Annotated in this window: 19 protein-coding genes and 5 tRNA genes; 10 read left to right on the top strand and 14 right to left on the bottom strand. The window is 70.0% G+C overall.

The features are described 5' to 3' along the window. The first annotated feature begins 152 nt into the window (after nucleotides 1-152). Nucleotides 153-425 carry a hypothetical protein gene (locus RBJ65_RS14445; protein ID WP_306323725.1) on the top strand — a complete coding sequence of 91 codons (273 nt, stop codon included), beginning with the start codon at nucleotides 153-155 and terminating at the stop codon, nucleotides 423-425. 40 nt (nucleotides 426-465) lie between these two features. Here the strand turns inward: RBJ65_RS14445 and RBJ65_RS14440 are convergent, their stop codons facing one another. Genes RBJ65_RS14440 through RBJ65_RS14430 form a run of 3 tightly spaced genes read right to left on the bottom strand, consistent with a single transcriptional unit; the run spans nucleotide 466 to nucleotide 2,119 of the window. Beyond that, on the bottom strand, nucleotides 466-1,332 hold the full coding sequence (locus RBJ65_RS14440; protein ID WP_306323726.1) for a helix-turn-helix transcriptional regulator: 867 nt from the start codon (nucleotides 1,330-1,332) through the stop codon (nucleotides 466-468). Nucleotides 1,333-1,356: 24 nt separating this feature from the next. Continuing rightward, nucleotides 1,357-1,887 carry a DUF6879 family protein gene (locus RBJ65_RS14435; RefSeq protein ID WP_306323727.1) on the bottom strand — a complete coding sequence of 177 codons (531 nt, stop codon included), beginning with the start codon at nucleotides 1,885-1,887 and terminating at the stop codon, nucleotides 1,357-1,359. Further along, nucleotides 1,856-2,119 (bottom strand): hypothetical protein, encoded by a 264-nt coding sequence (locus tag RBJ65_RS14430; protein WP_306323728.1) that lies wholly within the window; start codon nucleotides 2,117-2,119, stop codon nucleotides 1,856-1,858. The genes RBJ65_RS14435 and RBJ65_RS14430 overlap by 32 nt, the downstream gene beginning before the upstream one ends. 217 nt (nucleotides 2,120-2,336) lie before the next feature. On the opposite strand from RBJ65_RS14430, the gene RBJ65_RS14425 reads away from it, so the two are divergent. After that, nucleotides 2,337-2,681 carry a DUF6415 family natural product biosynthesis protein gene (locus tag RBJ65_RS14425; protein WP_306323729.1) on the top strand — a complete coding sequence of 115 codons (345 nt, stop codon included), beginning with the start codon at nucleotides 2,337-2,339 and terminating at the stop codon, nucleotides 2,679-2,681. 356 nt (nucleotides 2,682-3,037) lie between these two features. Here RBJ65_RS14425 and RBJ65_RS14420 read toward each other — a convergent pair whose 3' ends face one another. From RBJ65_RS14420 to RBJ65_RS14390, 7 genes are all read right to left on the bottom strand, one after another. Further along, entirely contained in the window at nucleotides 3,038-3,271 is a 234-nt protein-coding gene (locus RBJ65_RS14420; protein ID WP_306323730.1) for a helix-turn-helix transcriptional regulator, read from the bottom strand. A gap of 286 nt (nucleotides 3,272-3,557) precedes the next feature. Continuing rightward, a tRNA-Lys gene (locus RBJ65_RS14415) sits at nucleotides 3,558-3,630 on the bottom strand. Nucleotides 3,631-3,751: 121 nt separating this feature from the next. Next, the gene (locus tag RBJ65_RS14410) at nucleotides 3,752-5,299 is read right to left on the bottom strand and encodes an amino acid permease (RefSeq protein WP_306323731.1); all 1,548 of its coding nucleotides are present in this window, start codon (nucleotides 5,297-5,299) and stop codon (nucleotides 3,752-3,754) included. A gap of 70 nt (nucleotides 5,300-5,369) precedes the next feature. Further along, the gene (locus RBJ65_RS14405; RefSeq protein WP_306332137.1) at nucleotides 5,370-8,414 is read right to left on the bottom strand and encodes an FG-GAP-like repeat-containing protein; all 3,045 of its coding nucleotides are present in this window, start codon (nucleotides 8,412-8,414) and stop codon (nucleotides 5,370-5,372) included. A 243-nt stretch (nucleotides 8,415-8,657) separates the two neighbouring features. Then, nucleotides 8,658-10,934 (bottom strand): DEAD/DEAH box helicase, encoded by a 2,277-nt coding sequence (locus tag RBJ65_RS14400; protein ID WP_306323733.1) that lies wholly within the window; start codon nucleotides 10,932-10,934, stop codon nucleotides 8,658-8,660. A gap of 234 nt (nucleotides 10,935-11,168) precedes the next feature. Next, nucleotides 11,169-11,723 carry a hypothetical protein gene (locus RBJ65_RS14395; RefSeq protein WP_306332136.1) on the bottom strand — a complete coding sequence of 185 codons (555 nt, stop codon included), beginning with the start codon at nucleotides 11,721-11,723 and terminating at the stop codon, nucleotides 11,169-11,171. A 178-nt stretch (nucleotides 11,724-11,901) separates the two neighbouring features. Then, nucleotides 11,902-12,252 (bottom strand): metallopeptidase family protein, encoded by a 351-nt coding sequence (locus RBJ65_RS14390; RefSeq protein WP_306324182.1) that lies wholly within the window; start codon nucleotides 12,250-12,252, stop codon nucleotides 11,902-11,904. A 58-nt stretch (nucleotides 12,253-12,310) separates the two neighbouring features. Between RBJ65_RS14390 and RBJ65_RS14385 the strand changes: the two genes are divergently transcribed. From RBJ65_RS14385 to RBJ65_RS14370, 4 genes are all read left to right on the top strand, one after another. Next, a complete protein-coding gene (locus RBJ65_RS14385) occupies nucleotides 12,311-13,912 on the top strand; it encodes a metallophosphoesterase (RefSeq protein WP_306324181.1) in 1,602 nt (533 codons plus the stop codon). Nucleotides 13,913-13,992: 80 nt separating this feature from the next. Next, nucleotides 13,993-14,065, top strand: a tRNA-Glu gene (locus RBJ65_RS14380). Nucleotides 14,066-14,114: 49 nt separating this feature from the next. Beyond that, nucleotides 14,115-14,189: transfer RNA gene (locus RBJ65_RS14375), tRNA-Asp, on the top strand. A 23-nt stretch (nucleotides 14,190-14,212) separates the two neighbouring features. Further along, nucleotides 14,213-14,286: transfer RNA gene (locus RBJ65_RS14370), tRNA-Phe, on the top strand. A gap of 84 nt (nucleotides 14,287-14,370) precedes the next feature. Here RBJ65_RS14370 and RBJ65_RS14365 read toward each other — a convergent pair. Next, nucleotides 14,371-15,105 carry an SDR family oxidoreductase gene (locus RBJ65_RS14365; RefSeq protein WP_306324180.1) on the bottom strand — a complete coding sequence of 245 codons (735 nt, stop codon included), beginning with the start codon at nucleotides 15,103-15,105 and terminating at the stop codon, nucleotides 14,371-14,373. 96 nt (nucleotides 15,106-15,201) lie between these two features. On the opposite strand from RBJ65_RS14365, the gene RBJ65_RS14360 reads away from it, so the two are divergent. After that, on the top strand, nucleotides 15,202-15,543 hold the full coding sequence (locus RBJ65_RS14360; protein ID WP_306324179.1) for a helix-turn-helix transcriptional regulator: 342 nt from the start codon (nucleotides 15,202-15,204) through the stop codon (nucleotides 15,541-15,543). An 11-nt stretch (nucleotides 15,544-15,554) separates the two neighbouring features. Here the strand turns inward: RBJ65_RS14360 and RBJ65_RS14355 are convergent, their stop codons facing one another. Then, the gene (locus RBJ65_RS14355) at nucleotides 15,555-16,652 is read right to left on the bottom strand and encodes an ABC transporter permease (protein ID WP_306324178.1); all 1,098 of its coding nucleotides are present in this window, start codon (nucleotides 16,650-16,652) and stop codon (nucleotides 15,555-15,557) included. 147 nt (nucleotides 16,653-16,799) lie between these two features. Here RBJ65_RS14355 and hrpA point away from each other — a divergent pair, with 147 nt between their 5' ends. The 3 genes from hrpA to RBJ65_RS14340 all read left to right on the top strand — a co-directional run bounded on the left by hrpA (nucleotide 16,800) and on the right by RBJ65_RS14340 (nucleotide 21,302). After that, nucleotides 16,800-20,837, top strand: a complete 4,038-nt coding sequence (gene hrpA / locus RBJ65_RS14350) for an ATP-dependent RNA helicase HrpA (protein WP_306324177.1) — start codon at nucleotides 16,800-16,802, stop codon at nucleotides 20,835-20,837. A gap of 94 nt (nucleotides 20,838-20,931) precedes the next feature. Next, nucleotides 20,932-21,006 (top strand) — tRNA-Asp (locus RBJ65_RS14345). Between the two features lie 125 nt (nucleotides 21,007-21,131). Then, a complete protein-coding gene (locus tag RBJ65_RS14340; RefSeq protein WP_306324176.1) occupies nucleotides 21,132-21,302 on the top strand; it encodes a DUF6274 family protein in 171 nt (56 codons plus the stop codon). 513 nt (nucleotides 21,303-21,815) lie between these two features. Here the strand turns inward: RBJ65_RS14340 and bldC are convergent. Beyond that, nucleotides 21,816-22,022 carry a developmental transcriptional regulator BldC gene (bldC, locus tag RBJ65_RS14335; RefSeq protein ID WP_003949541.1) on the bottom strand — a complete coding sequence of 69 codons (207 nt, stop codon included), beginning with the start codon at nucleotides 22,020-22,022 and terminating at the stop codon, nucleotides 21,816-21,818. Nucleotides 22,023-22,497: 475 nt separating this feature from the next. After that, nucleotides 22,498-23,367 carry a hypothetical protein gene (locus tag RBJ65_RS14330; RefSeq protein ID WP_306324175.1) on the bottom strand — a complete coding sequence of 290 codons (870 nt, stop codon included), beginning with the start codon at nucleotides 23,365-23,367 and terminating at the stop codon, nucleotides 22,498-22,500. Nucleotides 23,368-23,465: the final 98 nt, after the last annotated feature.

Genomic DNA, 23,465 nt, shown 5'->3' with positions numbered 1-23,465 from the left:
CTGGAGGCGAAGGACTGTTTCGTCCGCGCCGCCCTCGACGACGGCACGATCACCACGCAGGAGGGCATAACGGCCGCGCTCGCACTGCTCGCCGCGCTCGGCGTCACGCGGGCCGTACCCAACAAGCAGGGCCAGGGCGGGGGACAGATCGAATGACCCCATCGCAGTCCACCCCGATCCCAGACGGCTCGGTCATCATCACCCCCACCGAGGTCTACGCGGAGGTGCGGGCGACCCACGACGAGGTGAAGTCGGTGTCCAGCAAGTTGGACGCGCTGCCGGTGCACGATCTCGTGCAACAGCTCGGCGACCACGAGAGCCGACTCCGCATCCTGGAAAGGAGCCGCTGGCCGCTGCCCACCCTCGGCGTCCTCGCCGGCGTCGGCGGCGCCGTTACCGGCGCCATCGCACTCTTCATCCGCTGAACAGGGCCCCGCTCTCCTCCGGGAGAGCGGGGCCCTATCGTCATGCCTCGGCCTGGTCGAGGGCGTCGATGGCCCGCGTGATGAGCGCACGGGCGTCAGCCCCGTACACGGCCATGCTGCGCAACTGCCCGAACACCTCGACGTACTGGTCGATCTCCGACTGTTGCTTGATCCGCACCCGTGCCGTCACCAACTCGACCGACACCAGCTTGTCGTCGTACACGTGGAACGTTTCCCGTGGCCATTGGCACCGGTCGACGGTGGCCGCAGGGATGACCCCGAGCGAGACACCCGGCAATGCCCCCACGCTGAGTAGGTGCCCGAGCTGGGCTGCCATCGCGTCGGTGTTGCCGAGCTGGTAGTACAGCGCTGCTTCCTCGATCACGAACAGAAACCTTCGCCCCTGCTCGTGCAGAATTCTCGCTCGGTCGACCCGTGCCCGTGCTGCCTCCGGGCTGTCGTCGACCTCCAGGCCGCGCATCCCCGCCACGATGTGCAGAACGCCGGTCGCGTACCCGACGGACTGGAGCAGCCCAGGAACGAGAGCGGCCGAGTAGACGCGGAACAGCCGGGACTCGGAGAAGAGCCGGCCGACGGACTGCTGTGCCTCCTTGAGGGTGGCGCGTGCACGCTGTCGCCACTCGGTGTACATCGACTCAGCGGTGAGGGACATCGTCACGAGGCCATCGATCTGGTCCGCCGCCCCGGTCATTTCGCACCACAAACGGATGTCCCTGGCCGACGGAGCAGTGACAGCGTTCTCGATACGGGACGTCTTCCCGCCACTCCAGCCGCACCGGCCCCCGTGCTCAGCTACCGTCAGCCCCGCCGTTTTCCGAAGGTTCCGCAGCCGCGCGGCGACAGCTTCGCGGGCAGCTTGCGCAGACGACGACGGGGACTGTGGCATGTGTTTCTGCTCGCACTCAGAGGATCAGTGGATCTCGTACTGCTCGTGGGGGATGGCTCGTTCCCAGACCGCCTCGAATGCCTCAGCACACAGTTTGGCGGCGGCCGGATCGGTGCTGATCTCCCCTCCGGCCGAGGAGCCGTCTCCGGTGAAGTGGTTCCACCGGATCACCCGACCGTCGAAGAGCCAGAAGTCATTGCCCGGAAGGGCGAACTCAGAGGCGTTCCGGCGCGGCAGCCATCGCACCTTCTCCCCTGCGGCCACGTTGGTGAACGTGCCGGAGTGCTCGTATCGGATGTACTCGCTCACTGGCTCGGAGACGATGCGGGCTCGCCGCACAACGACCCCGCGGTCAACGGTCTCTTGGATCAGGTCGAGCCAGGGACGCCACCACGATTCGCGGTCGTCAGGGTCGTGACGGAACCCCTTCTTCCACTCGGCGAACGGCCCCTTCTCCTTGTCTACGTTGTAGCTGTCGCGCATCTCCAAGTGCACCGCTGACTCGACCGCGCTGCGCAGCAGTTCAGGGAACGTCGGCACGCTGCTCGACGGCATTGCAGGCCTCCCTCAGGATCTGTGCCATCCGGGCGGGAATCCGCACGACTTGCTCATGCTCTGGGATGCCGACTGCATGCCCTGGGACCTCGAACGCAGCACACTGTGCTGCGAGTTCCGGGCCCGGTTTCCACCCCTGGATGACGATCTCGCTCTGCTCCTCGTCCACCCACACAGTGGGACTCTCTTCATCCCCGGTGGGAGGGTCGATCCCGATGAACCGTAGCGACATGGCAAACTCCTGCACTCGTAGTTGCAGTTCGTTGCACCACCGCCAGTCTCATGGGGCAGTCGGTCAAGACCACCTTCGCGATGAAGTGCCACGTGATGGTGAGTTCATGCAACGATCTGCAACACGCTGGTGAGCGTGCAATCCGGAGTCCTAGCGTCGGTGTCACGCAGCATCGACCACCGCTCGACCACGAGCGGCATAGCTCTGCGGAGACACCATGCCCACCACACAAGATCCAGCCACGGCCGCGTCGAAGCCCCTCCCCGGGATACTCGACGAAGCGTCCGCCGCACCACGCACCCGGCCCGACCTCCAGCGCCGCACCGAGCTCGACATCAGGCTGCGCACGGAACTGCGCCGCCTGATTCCCCTCGTCCAGGCCCAGGCCGACCGCATCAATCACGGCACCCGCGCCTGGTACTCCCGCGACAAAGCCCTCTACGACGCCAGCGAGGAACTGAAGCGGGGCCTCAGCCCGAGCCCTCTCGCCGGGTGCCTGCGGATAGGCGCGCTCGCCCGCTCGGTTCGCACCCTCGACGAGTTCGCCGGCGGCGAGTCGTGACAGGTACACCGAAGCGCGAGCGGGTCTTGATCCCGTGCTACTGCTACGTCCGCAAGCCGGGCACCGAACTGCGGTGCACCCGCCCGCCGGGACACAGCGGAGACCACCACGACTACTACACCGGACAGACGAACTCGGCCGGGATCCGGCCCGGAACAACGTGGCCGACTCGGCCGGGCGATTCGCAGTTCGACTGATAGACCCCCGCCACCGGCGCCTCCGCGGATCCCTCGGCAGCGGGATGTGCGGCCACCTGGTGCCCGTGCGCCGGGTGGCCGCTTCAATCTCCCGCCCCCCCCCGGACCCCGAGTGCGGGGTCGGCGGCGGCACGACAGCGGAGGAGTGCCGCCGCCCGATCAGACGAGGTCGCGGAGCGGGACGTCGAGCGCGTCAGCAATTCGGATCAGCGTGTCCAGCGTCGGGGACTGCTGGCCCGCCTCGATCCGTACGACCGAGGGCCGGTCGATGCCGGCCTCGAGGGCGAGGGCCTCTTGGGTCATCCGGACCGAGAGCCGAGCTGCCCTGATGAGCTCGCCCACCTCACGCCGTCGGGCGAGAACCCAGTCGGGCGGCGGATAGGCAGAGGGCACGCGCCCACGTTCATCGGTCCATGATCGAATATCTGTAGGGGTACGCCTACATCTGCGGGTGAAGCTCTCGCCGCCAGCTTGAGAGGCGGTGCGGCGGGAGAGGGGATGACGCCGTACCCCCGGCGTCATCAACTGCCCTCGGCCGGTCGAACATCCGGTCGGGGCAGCCCTCGCTTCAGCATGATCGTTAGCCACTCGGGCGAGCGACGGGCGAGCATGCTCACGCAAGTGCCTCCTTCAATGCCGAAAGCCCAGTCAGGCGGTCGCCTGAGCTGGGCTTTCTCTGTAGACCCTGTGGGACTCGAACCCACAACCAATGGATTAAAAGTCCACTGCTCTGCCAATTGAGCTAAGGGTCCACACGCCGACCTGAGCCGACGCACCCCTGAGCATAGCCCGACGAGGCCGGGAGACCGATCGGGTATCGGCATACCGGGGATCTCCCGCCCGACGGAGCGTCAGCCGAGGGACCGGTGAGCGTCAGCGCAGGAACCAGTGGCGGGCCGAGACGAACCACCACGTACCCGAGAATCCGAGGACCGCGAGGACCGCGACCGGGGCGTAGTTGAAGGTCTCCCAGGTGACCGGGGACACCTGCGGCAGCATGAACAGCACCGTGATGACGACCACCCAGGCCACCGCGATCACCCCGATCACCGTCGACCAGCGCCCCAGGTGCCACGGCCCCCGCTCGAACGCCTCCCCCTTGCGCAGCCGCAGCAGGGTCGGGATGACGTACGCGATGTAGAGGCCGATGACGGCGATCGAGGTCACGGCCGCGTACGCCGTGACGTTGATCAGGTACGGCAGGCCGAGGACGAGGGCGCCCGCCGCCGCCAGCCAGACCGCCGCGACCGGGGTCCGCGTCCGCGCGCTCACCGTGTGCCACACGCGGGAGAACGGCAGGGCGCCGTCGCGCGAGAAGGCGTAGATCATGCGGGAGTTCGCGGTCACGGACGCCATGCCGCAGAACAGCTGGGCGCCGATCACGACGAGGAGCAGCAGCTTGCCCGCCGTCGCGCCCAGCGCGTCCAGGAGGATCTGGGCCGGGGGCGCGCCCGTGGGCGAGTTCAGGGCGCCGTCGTAGGACTGGATCGCGAAGGTGAAGCCCAGGAGCAGCACGAAACCGGCGATCCACGACGTCCAGATCGAGCGGACGATGCCCTTGGGCCCGGCCGTGGACGCGTCGTGCGTCTCCTCCGTCATATGGGCGGAGGCGTCGTAGCCGGTGAAGGTGTACTGCGCCATCAGCAGCCCGATCAGCGCGACGTAGAGCCCGCTGCCCCAGCCCGTGTTGTTCACGAACTCGCCGAAGACGAAGGACGCCGACTGGTGGCTGTCCGGCGCGAGGGCGAGCGCGCCGACGATCACCGCGACCCCCAGCACGTGCCACCACACGCTGACGCTGTTGAGGAACGCGACGATGCGTACGCCGAAGGTGTTGAGCAGCCCGTGCAGCAGCAGGATCCCCGCGAACAGCAGGATCGTGCGGCCCGGCGTCACCTCGAAGCCGAACTGCAGGTTCAGGTACGCGCCCAGGAACGACGCCGCCCCGAAGTCGATGCCGGCCGTCACCGCCACCTGACCGAGCACGTTGAACCACCCCGTGAACCACGCCCACGCCGCCGCACTCCGCTCCGGAGCCAGCCGGTGCGCCCAGAAGTAGAGCCCCGCCGACGTCGGGTACGCCGAGCAGATCTCGGCCATCGCGAGCCCCACGAAGAGCGTCATCAGGCCGACCCCGACCCAGCCCCAGGTGATCAGGACCGGGCCGCCGGTGTTCATGCCGAACAGGTACAGGGTCAGGCAGCCGGAGAGGACCGAGATGATGGTGAAGGAGACGGCGTAGTTGGAGAACGCCGACATGCGGCGGGCGAGGACCTGCGTGTAGCCGAGTTGGGCGAGGCGTTCCTCGTCCGAACCCGCGGCCCCAGCCCCAGCCCCCGCCCCGGTCCCGGCCCCGGCCCCGGCCGGCTGCCGCGCGTCAGTGACTCTGCCGACATCGGCTCCGCTGGAATCACTTGTCATGCCCCCAGCGATTCCCTCGCCGGGGGCCCGACATGCGGCCGATCAAGGCCCAACTGCCGTACGAGAAGGGTCAGTAGACGCCCTTGTAGCCGCTCCACCCCGTCGCGATCTTCGTCCGCGCCGTGAACGAACCGTTCCCCTTGCCGTCGTTGCGGTACAGATTCCCGGACGTGTCCAGCACCACCAGGTCCGCCTTGCCGTCCCCGGTGAGGTCCCCGGCGCCGACGAGCGTCTTGTACGTCGACCCCCAGTCGGTGAACACCGTGACCCGGTCCTTGAGCGTGCCGTCGCCCGCCCCGTCGTAGCGGAACAGCGTGCCGTCCTTGCGGCGGGCGAGGACGTCGCCGATGCCGTCCCCGTTCAGGTCTCCGGCGCCGACGATGTGGGTGTACGTCGTCCAGGCCGAGCGGATCTTCTTCGCGGCGGCCAGCGTGCCGTCGCTCCTGGCGGCGAACACGTAGATGTCGCCGGTGGAGGACTTACGGGCGAGCAGGTCGGCGCGGCCGTCGCCGGTCAGGTCGCCGGGCGAGGTGAGGACGTTGTACGCGGTCCAGCCGGTGCCGAGCTTCGTGTACTTGGTGGCCGTGCTGAGCGCCGCGCCGCAGCCGGGCCGGTATCCGCGCAGTTCGCCGTTGCCGAGGCGGACCAGCACGTCGTTGCAGCGGTCGCCGTCCAGGTCCCCGAAGGGTACGGCGAGGGCCGAGGTGGCCCACCCGGACGCCGAGGTCTTCCCGCTCAACGCGCCCTTGCCGTCGCCCTGTTGGAAGGTGAAGGCGCCGCCGGAGTTCAGGGTGAGGAGGTCGCCGATGCCGTCGGGGGTGGCGCTCGCGCCCGCGTGGTCGCGGCGCACCGCGGCCGCCCCGGACACCTTCGTGGTGCCGGTGCGCACCAGCGCGGCGCCCTGCCCGTCGGCGGGCTGGGCGGTCAGCGTCCAGGTGTACGTGCCGTTGGCCACCAGCGCGCCGGTCGCGGTCGTGCCGCTCCAGGACGCGGAGACCGCACCGCGGGTCTCGCCGCCGGTGAGCGTACGGACGGTTGCTCCGGTCGCCTTGTTCTTCAGCGTGAGCTTCCAGGACGCGGCGGGTTTGGACAGCCACCAGCGCGCCGTCCACGCAGCGGCGCCGCCCCGCACGGCGGCGGTGGCCGGGGTGTCCGCATCGGTCTGGGCGAGCGGCGACGCGACCGTGGAGACCCGGACCACGTGGACGTTCTCCTTGGCGTCGACCCAGGCGAGCGGGCCGCCGTAGTGGTCCGCCGACCACTCCTTGCCCGGGTTGAGGCCCTTGGGCGTGAAGCGGGTGACCTCGGCCGGGGTGCCGGAGGTGACGTCGTCCACGACGACCGCGTCGCCGACGGTGGACGCGATCCAGCCGTCACCGAGCTCGCGCGCGCGACGGCCGAGCGCGGTCGTCCGCCCGGTGGCGAGGTTCTTCAGGCCCGCCTTCGCGGTGCCCGAGGCGCAGTCCCAGTACAGCCAGTTCCCGACGGCCCGGACCCCGAACGGATTGGTGCAGCCGGAGCCGACACTCACGGCCGTGCCCTTGGCCCCGGTGACGACGTCCATGGGGACGAAGGTGCCCGCCGTGCTGCCCTTCTGCCACAGGGTGCGGCCCCACAGCGCGTAGTCGCCGTCGGGGAGCGTGCGCAGCGGCGCGTTCTTGTCGAGGTCGACGACCTGGACGAAGTGCTCGCCCTCCGCCTCCTTCCAGCCGCGCACCACGGCGAACCGGCCGGACGCGTCGTCCAGTTGGGCCTGGTGGAGGGTGGTGCCCAGCTCCGTGCTCGGTGAGCCGTCGGCGGGCACGAGCCGCGCCGGGTCGGTGTAGGTGTCCTCGACGACCATCCGGCCGTCGCCGGTGGCCCGCACGTCCGGGCACGGGAACTCTTCGAAGCAGCCGGACCAGTTCAGCCCCGCGCCGCCCTCCTGCGCGGTGGGCGCCGAGAAGGCGGGCGGCGAAGTGACGGACACCGTACGGCGGTTGAGCGTCACGCCGGTACCGAGCATGCTGTCGGCCGTGAGCAGCCGCCCGTTCGCGACGGCCGGCGCCACGGACTGGGAGCGCACCGGCGCGATGGCACCCAGTCCGGTCGCCCGGGGCGATCCGTCGACGACGGTGAGGCGCTGGAGGGTCGCGGCCTCGGGGGCACTGCCGGCGACGACGACCACGCTGCCGTCCCGCGCCACGTCGACGTCCGCGCTCGCCTGCGTGAGCAGGGTCCGCTCGGCGCCACCGGCCGCGGGCACGGCGACGATGCGGTGTACGCGGGCGTCCGCGGCGACCGTCGAACCGTCGGCCGGGGCGTCGTAGCGGGCGACGAGCAGCGCGTCCCCGGCCGCGCCGAGCAGCCGCGCGTTCGTCTCGTACGGGACGGTGAACGTACGCACCGGCTTCGCGAAGTCGGCGGTGTCGAAGACGGCGACGGAGCCGTCCGTGTGCCAGACGGTCAGCCGGTCCCCGAGCAGCGCCGAGCGGGAGCCGCTGCGCCGCTGGTCCTCCAGGACGGTGGTGGCTCTTGCCCCGGCCAGATCGACCCAGGCGGCGTGCGTGACACCGTCCACGGTGTAGGAGGTGTACAGGCCCTTCCCGTTCGCCGCCGAGGCCCACTGCCGCAGTGTGGAACCCGCCGGGAACCCGGTCACCTGTCGGTCCTCGACCGTGCCGTTCACCAGCCGCAGCAGGTGCCAGGACACCACGTTCGCTCCGCTGTACGTCACGCTGAGCACGGTGGAGCCGTAGCTGCCCGCGTAGTGCTGGCCGGCGGGCAGCACCAGCTTCCGCTCACTGCCGTCACGCATGTCGTGCAAGGTCACCGTGGTGGTGGAGCCGAGCGTTGCGGGCCTCGCCACCACGTCCGAGGCGAAGCCGTTGTTCGCGTACCTGCTGCTGTCGCCGGTGAGCGAACCGACCTGCGTCGACCCGTCCGGGGTGGCGTACGGCGTCCACAGCACCCCGTCGCCCTCGCGCTGGTGCAGAAACCCGGAGTCGCCCGCGAACACGACCCGGTCGGCCCGTGGCGTGGCCCGCAACGTGGCCGGTACGACGGCCTCGGTGCTGCCGGCGGCCTCGGCGTCCGGCTCCAGCGCGACGACGGCCGTCGCACACGCGGCCAGCACGGCGACGGCCGCGGCCGTCCGCGCGACGGCTCCCCTGCGAAGTAAGGCGTGACGCCCCAACTGTCCCCTCCTGGGCATGGCGTGACCCGGTTCGGCACGCATCCATGGCGGAGGGGGTGGGGCCCCTCGAAAGGCTGCCCTGTGCACAGGGCGTCCGGAGCTTAACAGCGCCTCAGGCGCCACGGACATGAAAAACCCGAGAGACGCAGAGCGTCTCTCGGGTTTCTCCCTCACACGTCAGTGTCAGCCGTTGCGCTTCCAACGCGGCTTGTCGTCACGGCGCCCGAAGGAGCCGCCACGGTGGTCGTCACGGCGGCCGTAGGGACGGTGCCCGCCGGAGGGGCGGTCGCCCTGGCGGTCGCGGTTGAACGGGCGGTCGCTGCCCCGGTGGCCCGAGGGACGGTCGTCGCGGCGGAAGCCGCCACGGTCGCCACCCCGGTGGTCGTCGCGGCGCTCGAAGGAACGGCCGCCGCGGTCGTCGCGGTTGAAGCCGCGGTCACGGTTGAAGCCACCGCGGTCGTTGTCCCGACGGAAGCCACCCCGGTCGCCGCCCCGGTCGTTGTCCCGACGGTCGTCGCGACGGAAGCCACCGCGGTCACCGCCACGGTCGCCACCGCGGTCGTTGTCCCGACGGAACCCACCGCGGTCACCGCCACGGTCGCCGCCCCGGTCGTTGTCCCGACGGTCGTCACGACGGAACCCACCACGGTCACCACCGCGGTCGTCGCGACGGAAACCGCCACGGTCGCCACCACGGTCGTCGCGACGGTCGTCACGGCGGAACCCACCACGGTCACCACCGCGGTCGTTGTCCCGGCGGAAGCCACCCCGGTCGCCACCGCGGTCGTTGTCGCGGCGGAACCCGCCACGGTCGCCACCCCGGTCGTCGCGACGGTCACGACGCTCGTAGTTGCCCCGCTCGTCACGGCGCTGACGCGGCTCGTACGAAGACGAACGGTCGCCACGGTCACCGCGGTCGGAACGCTCGGCGCGCTCCTTGCGCTGCGCCTCCTCGGCGGCAGCGGCGGCCTGTGCGGCCTGCTCGGCGGCGGCCTCCTGCGCGGCGGTGACGGCGGCGGCCACGCCCTCCTCGTCCTCGCCGCGCTCACGGGCGGCGCGGGCGGTGAGGCGGTCGGCCTCCTCGCGCAGCTCGGCGGCGCGACGGGTCGCGCGCTCCAGCTGCTTGGTGAGGTCGGTGACCTCGCGCTCGGCCTGCTGCGCGGAGCTGCCCGCGGACTCGGCCTGCACCTCGGTCATGGACCGGGCGCCGGTGATCTCGGCGACCTCCGGGTCGAAGGCGGCGCCGCCCTGGATGATGTGCCGGCCGGCGTCGACGCCCGCGTCCTCCATGAGGCGGAAGATCTGGCGGCGCTGGTGCGGCAGCGACAGGGAGACGACCGTGCCGGAGCGGCCCGCACGCGCGGTGCGGCCGGAGCGGTGCAGGTAGTCCTTGTGGTCACCGGCCGGGTCCACGTTCAGGACCAGGTCGATGTCGTCGACGTGGATGCCGCGGGCGGCGACGTCGGTGGCGACGAGGGAGTTGACGTAGCCCTTCTTGAAGTCGTCGAGGACTCGGGTACGCGCGCCCTGCGTCATGCCGCCGTGCAGCGCGTCCGCCTTCACACCGGAGTCGCGGAGCTGCTCGGCGATGCGGTCGGCACCCAGCTGCGTACGTACGAAGATGATCGTGCGGCCCTTGCGGGAGGCGATGGCCGCGGTGACCGGCGCCTTGTCCTTGGGCTTCACGATGAGGATGTGGTGCGACATGGTCGTCACGGCGCCCTGCGCGGCGTCGACCTCGTGCGAGACCGGGTCGTTCAGGTAGCGGGTGACGAGCGTCTTGATCTCGTTCTCCATGGTGGCGGAGAACAGCATCCGCTGGCCGCCGGCCGGAACCTGGTCGAGCAGCTCGGTGACCTCGGGCAGGAAGCCCAGGTCGGACATCTGGTCGGCCTCGTCGAGGACGGCGACCTCGATGTTCTCCAGGGAGCAGGCGCCGCGGTTGATGATGTCGCGCAGGCGGCCCGGGGTGGCGACGAGGATGTCGACGCCGCGCTCCAGGGCGTAGATCTGGTTGCCCATCGACGTACCGCCGCAGACGACCTTCATCTTCAGGCCGACCTGGTCGCCGTACGGCTGCAGCGCGTCCGCGACCTGCATCGCGAGCTCACGGGTCGGGGTGAGGATGACGGCGCGCGGCTTGTGCTTCTCGCTGCGGGCACCGGCGAGGCGGGCGATCGTCGGCAGGCCGAACGACAGCGTCTTGCCGGAGCCGGTGCGGCCACGGCCGAGGATGTCCTTGCCGGCCAGGGCGTCCGGGATGGTCGCGGCCTGGATCGGGAACGGCGTGGTCACACCGTTCTGGGCGAGCTTGCGCACGACGCCCTCGGGGAGACCGAGGTCGGCGAAGGTGACGGTGGGCTCGTCGTTCTCGATGACGTCGACGGTGTCGTTCTCGACGGCCTGGTCAGCGGCCTGGTCGACAGCCTGGTCGGCGAAGTTCTCAGTGGAAATGGACATGCGAAATGCGAAACCTTCCGGAGTCTCGGCACGCGCCCGCAACTCCGTGTATTCGCAATTCAGCAAATCGACCGCCTCAATGCGGTCCAGCCACGGCAAGGGAGAGTACGCGCCACGGGGCGCTCGTCTTCAGCGGCGCCGGGCAAATGGGATCAAACGATCTACCACCATACGCACCCACCACCCCCCGAGGCAAACCAGATCCCTGAGACCCGGATCACACTGCGTTCCCGGTCAGGCGGGGTCCCCCGCCTGCGGCCGCGGTTCCCCGCCCCCTTCCGTCGCCGCCCCCTCGTGCGCCGACGACGAGGGCTCGGCGGTCGGCGGGGACGACGAGGGCGCGGCGGAGGACTTCGTGGGCGAGGGGGAGGCCGTCGCGCTGGGCGAGCCGGGCCGCTGCGTGGGCGGCGTCGCCGACGCGCTGCTCCGGGACGGCGAGGCGGACCGCGAGGGCGGGGTGGACGCCTCGGTGGGCGTGGGCGGGGCCGACGACGAGGGCGGCGCCGTCTCGGCGGGCGGGGCGGGCGCGCTCGGCGTCGCCGACGCCTGCCCCGCCCGCGCGCCGACGCCCGCCCCGCCGCCGTCGCCGTCGGAGACCTCGGTGCCGCCGTCGGGCGCGGCGCCCGAGCCGCGCTGCGGCGGGGAGTGGTGGTCGTTCGCTCCGCCGCCGTCCGCGCCCACGCTCATGCATCCGGCGGCCGCCGCGACGGCCATCGTGGTCGCGGCCAGCCGGCCCAGGCGGAGCGCACGGCGCGACAGGGCGCGTTGCGATACGGACAGTTGGCGCACGGTCGAGCACCTCCGGTGCACGGGAACGGGACCACCGCGGGTGGGGGATCACGGGTGGGCGGTACCGTTCCCAACTCCCGTCACCCGTACGAGGACACGCGCCACGCGGGCACCGCACAAAGCCCCCACAAACAGCACGCGGACCTCACCCGCACCGTCCGCGTGACCTGCCCCCCCCTCACCCGTACCCGAGCGCGTGCAGCCGCGCGTCGTCGATCCCGAAGTGGTGCGCGATCTCGTGCACCACGGTCACCTCGGTCTCCGCGACCACGTCCTCCCTCGACTCGCACATCCGCAGCGTCGGCCCCCGGTAGATCGTGATCCGGTCCGGCAGCACCCCCGCGTACCACTCGCCCCGCTCGGTGAGCGGGGTCCCTTCGTAGAGCCCGAGGAGCTCGGGATCGTCGGCGGGCGGCTCGTCCTCCACGAACACGGCCACGTTGTCCATCAGTCGGGTCAGCTCGGGCGGGATCCGGTCGAGCGCCTCGGCGACCAGTTCCTCGAACGTCTCGCGCGTCATCTCCAGCACACGGCCATTGTCCGTGACAACCCGCATATCCACCCGCGCACTTGGGCATACGGGAGCAATGGCCCGCTCGCCAGCCGCCGCCATACGTGGACTCCGCCGCCGCATGCGGGGCGTACGCGGCGCGCCTTCGGCCCTGCTGCGCCACTACCGCGACCGCCACCCCCACCCGGTCCTCGAACTGGTCCACCCCCCGCACCCCTACGTACGCGCCCTGGGCCTGGTCTCCGTCGTCCTGCTCGGCGCCTGGCTCGGCCTGCTGATCGTCGGCAGTGTCCGTACGCCGGTGGGGCCCATGGACACGAAGATGACGCTGCGCCCGTCCTTCACGGGCGGTACGAAGATCAACGTGTCGCCGCTCGGCGCCCTGGAACTGCGCTCCCACACCGCCCCCATCCGCCTCGACGTCGACGTGGACCGCCTCGACCCGGTCCGCTCCCAGGCCCTCGTCGACCACCCCGAGCGCCTCTCCGGGCTCCAGGACGAGGTGGCGCGCGACGTCGAGCACGGCACGGTCGACCTGGCCGTGCGCTCCTGCGTGGCGGTGGTCGCGGGCGCCACGACGCTCGGCCTCGTGGTCTACCGCCGCCCGCGCCGCGCCCTGGCGGCCGGCGGCCTCGCCCTCACGCTCCTCGCGGCGTCCGGCGGCACGGCGTACGCGACGTGGAACCCGGAGTCGGTCCTGGAACCGAAGTTCTCCGGCCTGCTCTCCTCGGCCCCCTCCGTGGTCGGCAGCGCCCGCTCGATCGTCACCGAATTCGACGCGTACCAAAAGGAATTGGCCCTCCTGGTCACCAACGTCACCAAGCTCTACGACGCGACGTCCACGCTCCCCACGTACCAGCCGGACCCCTCGACGATCCGCGTCCTGCACGTCTCGGACATCCACCTCAACCCGGCCTCGTGGAAGATCATCGCCTCGCTCGTGGAGCAGTACAAGATCTCCGCGATCGTCGACACCGGCGACACGATGGACCACGGCTCCAAGGCCGAGAACGCCTTCCTCGACCCGATCAAGGACCTCGGCGTGCCCTACGTCTGGATCCGCGGCAACCACGACTCGAAGAACGCGACGCAGAAGTACCTCTCCTCCCGCGACCGCTTCAAGAACGTCCACGTCCTCGACGACGGCAAGGCGGTCTCGGTCGCGGGCCTGCGCTTCGCCGGGATGGGCGACCCGCAGTACACCCCGGACCGCGCGGTGAAGGCGCAGGGCGACCCCGCCGAGAAGCTGTCCGGCATCCGGCTCGCCTCGGCGCTGCGCGACCAGGCCGCGGCGGGCACCCCGGTCGACATCGCGATGGCCCACGAGCCGGTCGCGGCCCGCGAGGTGGACGGCACGGTGCCGCTCGTCCTGGCCGGCCACGTCCACCACCAGGAGATGGAACAGCTCCCCCTCGGCACCCGGCTCCGTATCGAGGGCTCCACCGGCGGCAGCGGCCTGCGCGCCGTCGACAACAAGAACGGCCACCCCGACCCGGTCGAGGCCTCGGTCCTCTACATGGACCGGGACACCAGGCGTCTGCAGGCCTGGGACGAGATCCGCCTCGGCGGCCTGGGCCTCACGAAGGCCGAGGTCAGCCGCCACCTCCCCAAGGAGAACCAGCCCGGAGCGACCCCGTCGCCGAGCACCCCGTCGAGCCCCGCGGAGAGCTCCCCGTAAACCGTTTTGGCGATAGCTCCCCGCATCCCATATGCTTCTCACGTCCCCGACGCGCTGCAAAGCGCGCAGGCGGGCCGATAGCCCTCATCGTCTAGCGGCCTAGGACGCCGCCCTTTCAAGGCGGTAGCACGGGTTCGAATCCCGTTGGGGGCACGCACAACCGTGTGAGACACTTGCTCTCGCTTGTCTCGCACAACAGCAAGGTCCTGTGGAGCAGTTTGGAGTGCTCGCCACCCTGTCAAGGTGGAGGCCGCGGGTTCAAATCCCGTCAGGACCGCTGAAGTTCCTCGTGAACTTCGTGGCTGGGTAGCTCAGTTGGTACGAGCGTCCGCCTGAAAAGCGGAAGGTCGCCGGTTCGACCCCGGCCCCAGCCACCGCAGCCCATCAGGGCTTTCGCCCCCTCCGGGTCTCCCGGAGGGGGCGTTTTCGTGCCGCGTACCCGACACCGGCACCCCGGGTCAGGCGGTGAATCCGCCGTCGATGGTCAGGCTCGCCCCTGTGATGTAACCGGACTCGGGGCCGGCCAGATAGGAAACCAGTCCCGCGATCTCGTCCGGGCTCGCGATGCGGGACAGCGCGAGCCACGGGAGCATGGCGTCCGCGGCCGGGCCGTCCGCCGGCATGCTGTCGTTGGCGGTGGGTCCGGGCTGGATGTTGTTCACGGTGACCCCTCGGGGGCCCAAGTCCCTTGCCAGGCCACGCACCAGACCGGCAACGGCCGCTTTGGTCATGGCATAGACAGCGCCGCCGGCGAACGGCACGCGTTCGGCGATCATGCTGCCCACGGTGACGATTCGGCCGCCCTGGCCGAGATGGGGAAGCGCCGCCCTGATGGTGTGCAGGACGCCGCGCACGTTCACATCGATCATCCGGTCGATCCGCTCGGGGCCGAGCGCTTCCACCGAGCCCGCGTCGGCGATACCGGCGTTGCTGACGAGAACGTCCAAGCTCCCGAAATCAGCGGCCGTGCGTTCGACCGCCGCCGCGACCGCACCCGGTTCCGCGACATCGGCCCGCAGAGCCAGCGCCCGCCCACCGGCGCGCTCGATCTCGCGCACCACCTCATCCGCACGCCCCGGCGAAGCCGAGTAGGTCAGCGCGACCGACAGGCCGTCGGCTGCCAGGCGCCGGGCAATGGCGGCGCCGATACCGCGGGATCCGCCGGTCACCAGTGCCACTCTCTCGATGCTCATGATCAGCCGCCTCCGCAGGATGGCCATTATGTCGATGAGCGTCGAACACTACGATGGTCATCGACGTACGGACAAGCCTCCGCTACGCTCACCACCGTGAGCACCCGGATCGAGACCCAGCACCCGCCCCAGGACGAACTGCGGCTGGCCACCGTCCTGGCAGCGCTGGCCGACCCCGCACGGCTCAGCGCCGTGCGAACCCTGGCCTCGATGAAGGAATCGCCGTGCACGCGGCTGCAGGAGGCCGCGGGGCTCGCCATCAGCCGGTCGACCTTCTCCCATCACCAGCGGGTGCTGCGCGAGGCAGGAATCCTCAAGGTCCGGGTGGAGGGGGCGCGCCGCATGCTCAGCCTGCGACGCGATGAACTCGACGCCTGTTTCCCCGGACTCCTCGACGCGGTACTCGCCACCGCTCCGGAGCGCATCGGCACGCCCTGATCAGCCCCGCCTCACACCGCCGCCGCGTGCAACGGCCCGGTGCCCCGCCCGCCCGGATGCCTGTGCCGCCAGAACCAGAACAGGGCGCACGACACCACGGACCAGCCGGCCAGGACCAGGAACGGGAAGGCGTGCTGGTTGCCCTGGAAGTAGACCGCCGTGTGCTGGGCGTTGTACGAGGCGCCCGGCGGCAGCCACTGGCCGAGGCGGCCGATGACCGTGGGCAGCAGCGGAGGCGCCACCGCGCCGCCGGAGGCCGGGTTGCCGAGCAGCACCAGCAGGCCCCACGTCGGGATCATCGCCCAGCGGTGGAAGAACGTGTTGAACATCGTGAAGACCATGCCGCAGGTGAACATCGTCAGCGCCAGGATCAGCCACGACTCGGCGAAGGGCAGATCCACCGCCCCCAGGCCCCAGTCCGCGACCGCCGCTACCGCGAACCCGCCGAGCAGCGCGTACGCGATCGTGAAGGCGATCCGCTCGGCCGGGTTGAGGCCGCGCGCGTGCACGCTGAGCTGGATCGCGCCGACGAAGCCGATGATCACGGCGGCGAGCGTGATGTAGAAGATCGTCAGGCCGCGCGGATCCCCGCCCTGCAGCGGGTTCACGTCCTTCACCGACACCGGGATGCCGGTCGCCTTGCTCACCGGGGGCGCCGCCTCGGCGAAGACCTGGGCGACGGTGACGCCGGAGGCTCCGGAGACGTCGAGGCGGACCCGGGCGCCGTTGTCCCGCACGTCGAAGACCGCGTAGATCTTCTGGGCGTCGAGGGCGTCGCGGGCCGCCTGCGGGGAGTCGTACACCTTGAGGTCGAGCTGGGCGTCGAGCGCCTTCTCCATCGCCCCGACGAACGCGCTGCGCCGCGCGGCGTCGTGCTCCCCGGTGACCCCGGTCGGGATGTGGTGCGGCGTCGGGTTCGCCATGGAGTACGTGTACGAACCGGCGAAGAGGGCCGCCGCCGCGGCCAGGATGAGGACGAGCACACACGCCGGAAGGAACGGCGACCGCTTGAAGCCGGCCCAGCGCTCGGCCCCGCTCAGCGGGCGCCCGTGCGCGCCGTGCGGCGGGTGCGCGTCGTGTGATCCGGACCCATCGGGCGTCTGCGACATATCCGCACGTTAAGCCACACATAAGCGGACTACATCCGGACGAAGGTCCCGACTCGTCCACCGGGCCCACGCCTCCGGGCGGGCCCGCCGCACCGCCCGCAAAACCGGTCGCCACGCGTTTCGTCGAGGTGAGATCCTTGGGGACGTATGTCTACGCAGCCTGCCCCCGCCGCCGATCAGTTCGCCGCCGTAGCGCGGCGGCTGTCCGAGCTGTCCCTGCGCGACGAGCACCGGCTCGGGCGCAGGCTCGAAGGTGCCCGCAAGATCCGCAAGCCGGAGGCCCGCGCCGCCGTCCTCGCCGAGATCGACGCGGAGGCCGAGAAGTCCGCCGCGCGCACCGACGTCCGTCGCGAGCGCCGCGCCGCCCTCGACGTCACGTACCCCGAGCAGCTCCCGGTCAGCCAGAAGAAGGACGAGATCGCCGACGCGATCCGCGACCACCAGGTCGTGATCGTCGCCGGTGAGACCGGATCGGGAAAGACCACGCAGATCCCGAAGATCTGCCTCGACCTCGGCCGCGGCGTGCGCGGCATGATCGGCCACACCCAGCCCCGCCGGATCGCGGCCCGTACGGTCGCCGAGCGCGTCGCCGACGAGCTGCACACGCCGCTGGGCGAGGCGGTCGGCTGGAAGGTCCGGTTCACGGACCAGGTCGACCAGGACTCGACGTTCGTGAAGCTGATGACGGACGGCATCCTGCTCGCCGAGATCCAGACGGACCGCGAGCTGCGCGCGTACGACACGATCATCATCGACGAGGCCCACGAGCGGTCGCTGAACATCGACTTCCTGCTCGGCTATCTCGCTCAACTGCTGCCCAAGCGCCCGGACCTCAAGGTCGTCATCACCTCCGCGACCATCGACCCGGAGCGCTTCTCCCGGCACTTCGGGGACGCCCCGATCGTCGAGGTCAGCGGCCGTACGTACCCGGTGGAGGTGCGCTACCGGCCGCTCCTGGAAGAGGACTCGGACGACGCCGACCGCGACCAGATCACCGCGATCACGGACGCGGTGGAGGAACTGCAGCGCGAGGGCGAGGGCGACATCCTCGTCTTCCTCTCCGGCGAGCGCGAGATCCGCGACACGGCGGACGCGCTGGAGAAGAAGAAGTACAAGTTCACGGAAGTCCTCCCCCTCTACGCGCGGCTTTCGCACGCCGAACAGCACCGCGTCTTCCAGCGCCACACGGGCAGACGGATCGTCCTCGCCACGAACGTCGCGGAGACGTCCCTGACGGTCCCCGGCATCAAGTACGTCATCGATCCCGGCACGGCCCGCATCTCCCGCTACAGCCACCGCACCAAGGTGCAGCGCCTGCCCATCGAGCCGGTCAGCCAGGCCAGCGCCAACCAGCGCAAGGGCCGCTGCGGCCGTACGTCCGACGGCATCTGCATCCGCCTGTACTCGGAGGACGACTTCCTCGCCCGCCCCGAGTTCACGGACGCGGAGATCCTCCGTACGAACCTGGCCTCCGTCATCCTCCAGATGACCTCGGCGGGCCTCGGCGACATCGAGAAGTTCCCCTTCATCGACCCGCCGGACCACCGCAACATCCGCGACGGCGTCCAACTGCTCCAGGAACTGGGCGCGTTGGACCCGAAGCAGAAGGACGTACGCAAACGGCTCACGCAGCAGGGCCGCAAGCTCGCCCAGCTCCCCGTGGACCCGCGCCTGGCCCGCATGGTCCTGGAGGCCGACAAGAACGGCTGCGTACGCGAGGTCATGGTGATCGCCGCGGCCCTGTCCATCCAGGACCCGCGCGAGCGCCCGCAGGAGAAGCAGGCGCAGGCCGACCAGCAGCACGCCCGCTTCAAGGACGAGACGAGCGACTTCCTCGCCTTCCTGAACCTGTGGCGCTACGTACGCGAACAGCAGCGCGAGCTCGGCTCATCGGCCTTCCGCCGGATGTGCAAGCGCGAGTATCTGAACTTCCTGCGCATCCGTGAGTGGCAGGACATCTATACGCAGTTGCGAACGGTCGCGAAGCAGATGGGCATCCATCTCAACGACCAGGACGCGGCCGGCGACTCCGTCCACGTCTCCCTCCTGTCCGGTCTGCTCTCGCACATCGGCATGAAGGACGTGAAGGCTGTGTCCAATAGCGGCTCCGCCGCGGGCAAGGAATCCACGCAGAAGGACCCCAAGCAGGCGGGCCGGGATCGCGGCCGCAACGAGTACCTCGGCGCCCGGGGCGCCAAGTTCGCGATCTTCCCGGGCTCGGCCCTCTTCAAGAAGCCGCCGCGCTTCGTGATGTCGGCGGAGCTGGTGGAGACCTCGCGCCTGTGGGCGCGCGTGAACGCGAAGATCGAGCCCGAGTGGGTCGAGCCGCTCGCCGAGCACCTCCTCAAGCGCACCTACAGCGAGCCGCACTGGGAGAAGGACCAGGCGGCGGTGATGGCGTACGAGAAGGTGACCCTGTACGGCGTCCCGCTCGTCGCGCAGCGCAAGGTGAACTACGGCCGCATCGACCCCGAGGTCAGCCGCGAGCTGTTCATCCGCAACGCCCTGGTCGAGGGCGACTGGCGCACGCACCACAAGTTCTACGCGGACAACCGCAGACTCCTCACCGAGGTCGAGGAGTTGGAGCACCGGGCCCGCCGCCGCGACATCGTCGTCGACGACGAGACCCTCTTCGACTTCTACGACCAGCGGGTCCCCGAACACGTCGTGTCCGGCGCCCACTTCGACTCCTGGTGGAAGCACAAGAAGCGCGAGGAGCCCGAACTCCTCGACTTCGAGCGCTCGATGCTGATCCGGGAGTCGGCCGAGGCGATCACCAAGGACGACTACCCGGACTCCTGGCGCCAGGGCGGGCTCAAGTTCCGGGTGACGTACCAGTTCGAGCCGGGCGCGGACGCGGACGGCGTCACGGTCCACATCCCGCTCCAGGTGCTCAACCAGGTCACCGACGAGGGCTTCGACTGGCAGATCCCGGGCCTGCGCGAGGACGTGGTCGTCGAGTTGATCCGATCCCTGCCGAAGCCGATCCGCCGGAACTACGTACCGGCGCCGAACTACGCCAAGGAGTTCCTGAACCGGGCGGTCCCCCTCCAGGAGCCGCTGCCGGTCACGCTCGCGCGCGAGCTCCAGCGCATGGTCGGCGTCCCGGTGCAGCCGGACGACTTCGACCTCACCCGCGTACCCGACCACCTGAAGATCACCTTCCGGATCGTCGACGAGCGGCGCCGGGGGCTCGCCGAGGACAAGGACCTGGAGGCGCTGAAGCTCCAGCTGAAGCCGAAGGCCCGGCAGGCCATCTCCAAGGCGGCCGCGGCGACGGCCGAGCGCGCGGGCGGCCCCTCGGTCGAGCAGAAGGGCCTCACCGACTGGACCGTCGGCACGCTGTCGAAGGTCTTCGAGACCCGGCGGGCCGGCCAGCCGGTGAAGGCCTACCCGGCGCTCGTCGACGACGGCGACACCGGCGGCACCGTCTCAGTTCGCCTCTTCGACAGCGAGGCCGAGCAGGCACAGGCCATGTGGAAGGGCACGCGCCGGCTGATCCTGCGCAACATCCCGGTGAATCCTGGCAAGTTCGCCTCGGACAAGCTGACCAACCCGCAGAAGCTCGCCCTGTCCGCCAACCCGCACGGCTCCGTCCAGGCCCTCTTCGACGACTGCGCGATGGCGGCCGCGGACAAGCTCATCGGCGACTTCGGCGGCCCCGCCTGGGACGAGGAGTCGTACCGGAAGCTCTACGACAAGGTGCGCGCGGAGATCGTCGACACGACCGTGCGGACGGTCGGCCAGGTGCAGCAGGTGCTCGCGGCCTGGCAGGCCTGTGAGCGGCGCCTGAAGTCCACGAAGAGCCCGACGCTGCTCGCCAACCTCCAGGACGTGCGCGGCCAGTTGAACGAACTGGTGAAGCCGGGCTTCGTCACCGCGACCGGCACGCGGCGGCTTTCCGACCTGATGCGCTATCTCGTCGCGGCCGACCGCCGCCTCCAGCAGATGCCGACCAACGTCCAGCGGGACACCACCCGCATGGAGAAGGTCCACGAGATGCGGGACGAGTACCTGTGGCTGCTGGAGCAGATGCCCCAGGGGCGTCCGGTGCCGCAGGAGGTGCTCGACATCCGGTGGATGATCGAGGAGCTGCGGGTCAGCTACTTCGCGCACGCGCTGGGCACCGCGTACCCCGTCTCGGACAAGCGGATCGTGAAGGCGATCGACGCGCAGGTTCCGTGACCGGTCGACCGCATACGGTGAGTTCGACCGCACGGCCTGCGCTGCTGTAGAGTCCTGTCTCGCAGCGCAACGCAGTACAGCGCGGCGAAATCAAGGTCCTGTGGAGCAGTTTGGAGTGCTCGCCACCCTGTCAAGGTGGAGGCCGCGGGTTCAAATCCCGTCAGGACCGCAGCAGAAGAAGGCCCGCACCGAACGGTGCGGGCCTTCTTGCTGTCTTGTGTACGTGTCTTGACTCCCCCGCGCCCGGTCGGTACCCCGGAACGAGGAACCGGCCGGAGAGGCGGAGGCGGACGTATGACGGCACCGATGCGACGGCACGAAACCCGCGCGCTGCTGCGCGCCCATCTCGCGGCCGCCAGCGGCTACCGGCACCTCACCCGGCACTGCCCCATCTGCCATCAACTCCTGCGCCTCGCCATGGAGCCCGCCATGAAGGCCCCTGGAGCGCCGTGGAAGCGCCCGTGAGCACAGTGGGGACGAAAGACCCCCGAAGGCGTGACCAAAGCCGACCCTGCGCGCCCTCAACTGGTGGCAGCCTGGGGAGAGTCGACCGCGCGGCAGGAGCTGCGGCCAACGCCGGCGCCCATTAGCGCAAGGGCGTCACCTGCAACAAGTGACGGGGCGTGTGACGGGTGTCACCGAACTTGTTTTGGAAACACCGTTTCTTACCCCCGCCCTACAACGGCTCAATTTAATATGTGCAATTGCACTACCCGCAGGGGCACAACAGGGACACAACAGGGGCACACACGAACCCCCACCGCACAGCGGCCCGCGCGCACAAAAAAGATCGCGCTGGACCCGGCGGAGTCCAGCGCGATCGATGACGCTTCCGTGATGCTGTTGAGATGACGCCTCAGCGGACCTTCGGAAGAAGGGGGCCTGTTGGGGCAGGACCCGCGTCGAGTGGAGCTAGGGGTGGGCGAGTCACGGGTTGGGGGGCCCGAAAACGCCCGTATTGCTGCGTAATGCGGTGCCTCAGGCCTCGCTGCGCTGCTGCGGAATGCCCGCAAGCAGAGCGCGGACCTCGGCCTCGCGGTAGCGGCGGTGTCCGCCGAGCGTACGAATCGACGTGAGCTTGCCAGCCTTCGCCCAGCGCGTGACCGTCTTGGGGTCGACGCGGAACATCGTGGCGACCTCAGCCGGGGTCAGCAGCGGCTCGGCATCAGGGGTGCGAGCGGTCATGAGCGGCCTCCTCGGAGAACCGAACCTTCTCGGTTCATTCCTCTAAATTCTGCACCTTGACCCGCGTTGCCCGAAATGGCGGACGCGAGTCGAGTCGGTTATAGGACGAACGGCTTGTCCTCGGCACTACAACTACACCATCCGTCCAGCCTCGTCGGCCAAACCGATGGAATTGCCCTCCCAGGTGTTCATCAGCGACGGATGCCGATGGACCGTGCCATAGCGGACAGTCACGCCACAGTGACGATCAGTCACAGAGCGATCAGGAGCCATCAGACCCCCCAGCGGCAGTGCAATGCTGAGTAATCCGCCCTTGGTTGGACTTAGTTGGACGGAAGGAGCCCTCCCCGGGCTCCTTGTCCTATTTTGCCACGAGGAGGGGTGATGGGCGCAAGGTCCAGTTAAGTGCCGTCCATCACGCTTGAGGCAAACGCCCGGATCGGGACGTAGGTCCCTAAGGGATGGATGAGGGCGTTCAGTTGGCGAACTGCCGGTCCCGAGCCGACCGCCAGCGTTCCACAAGCCTCGCGTACGCCTCGCCCGCGCCGTCCCCGTCACCGGAGCGCAGCGCCGCGATTCCCTCGGCGACGTCCGCCGCGGAGTGGTCCTCCTCCAGGAAGTCCTGCGGCAGCGTGTGCACGAGTCCGCCGTAGTCGAGCTCGACGTACGAACGAGGGTGGAACTCCTCGAGCCAACGCCCCACATCTACCAGGCCGTCGATCAGCGGGCCTTCCTCGATCGTGTCCTTCAGCGCCTTGAGGCCGCGCGCGACCCGGCGCCTGGCCTGCACCATGGGCGTGCGATAGCGAAGCCGCGGGACGCCGACGCCCGCGCCGGCCGCCTCGTCCTCGTCGTCGCTCTTCTGCTCGTACTCCCGCTCCTCGTCCGAGACGAGCACGAACCAGTTGATCGGCACCTGCCACGTCGACGTACGGATCCAGGGCCGGGCGTCCGGATTGCGCTCCAGCCAGCGCTCGTAGTCGGCGGTGGACTGCCGGCGCAGCACCGGGGGGATCGCCGCGTCCAGGACCGTGGGCGGCAGCTCGCCCGGCAGCTCGTCCAGGGCCTGCCAGCCGCGCAGCCGGGTGCGCCACGGGCAGACGCACACCACCCCGTCGATCGCGATCACAAACGCGTCGTCGCTCTCGTGCACCGGAACGGGCACCGGCGGCGTGGGCAGCAGATCGGCCAAAGAACGGCGCAATTCGTCCTGATAGGAGGGGAGCCGCTCGCGCTTCGCGTAGCGCTCCCAATGGCCGCGCTCGGGCTGCGGGAAAGCCGCGAGGGGCTCGTACACACGCAGATAGGCCGTGTACGGGACGGTCACCGAAGACACCTTGGACACGGCTGCTCCCTCCCCCGCCCACCGGCTGGAAAACACTGCCCATCGTCCCACTCGGTCACCGGCCTGTGACGCGGCGCGAGAGAGTGATCCTCGGCACT

The sequence above is a fragment of the Streptomyces sp. KL109B genome (genome assembly GCF_030766935.1).
In the GTDB taxonomy this organism is placed as follows: Bacteria; Actinomycetota; Actinomycetes; order Streptomycetales; family Streptomycetaceae; genus Streptomyces.
Note: the sequence above shows the minus strand (reverse complement) of the source record. Positions and strands in the feature narration are given on the sequence as shown.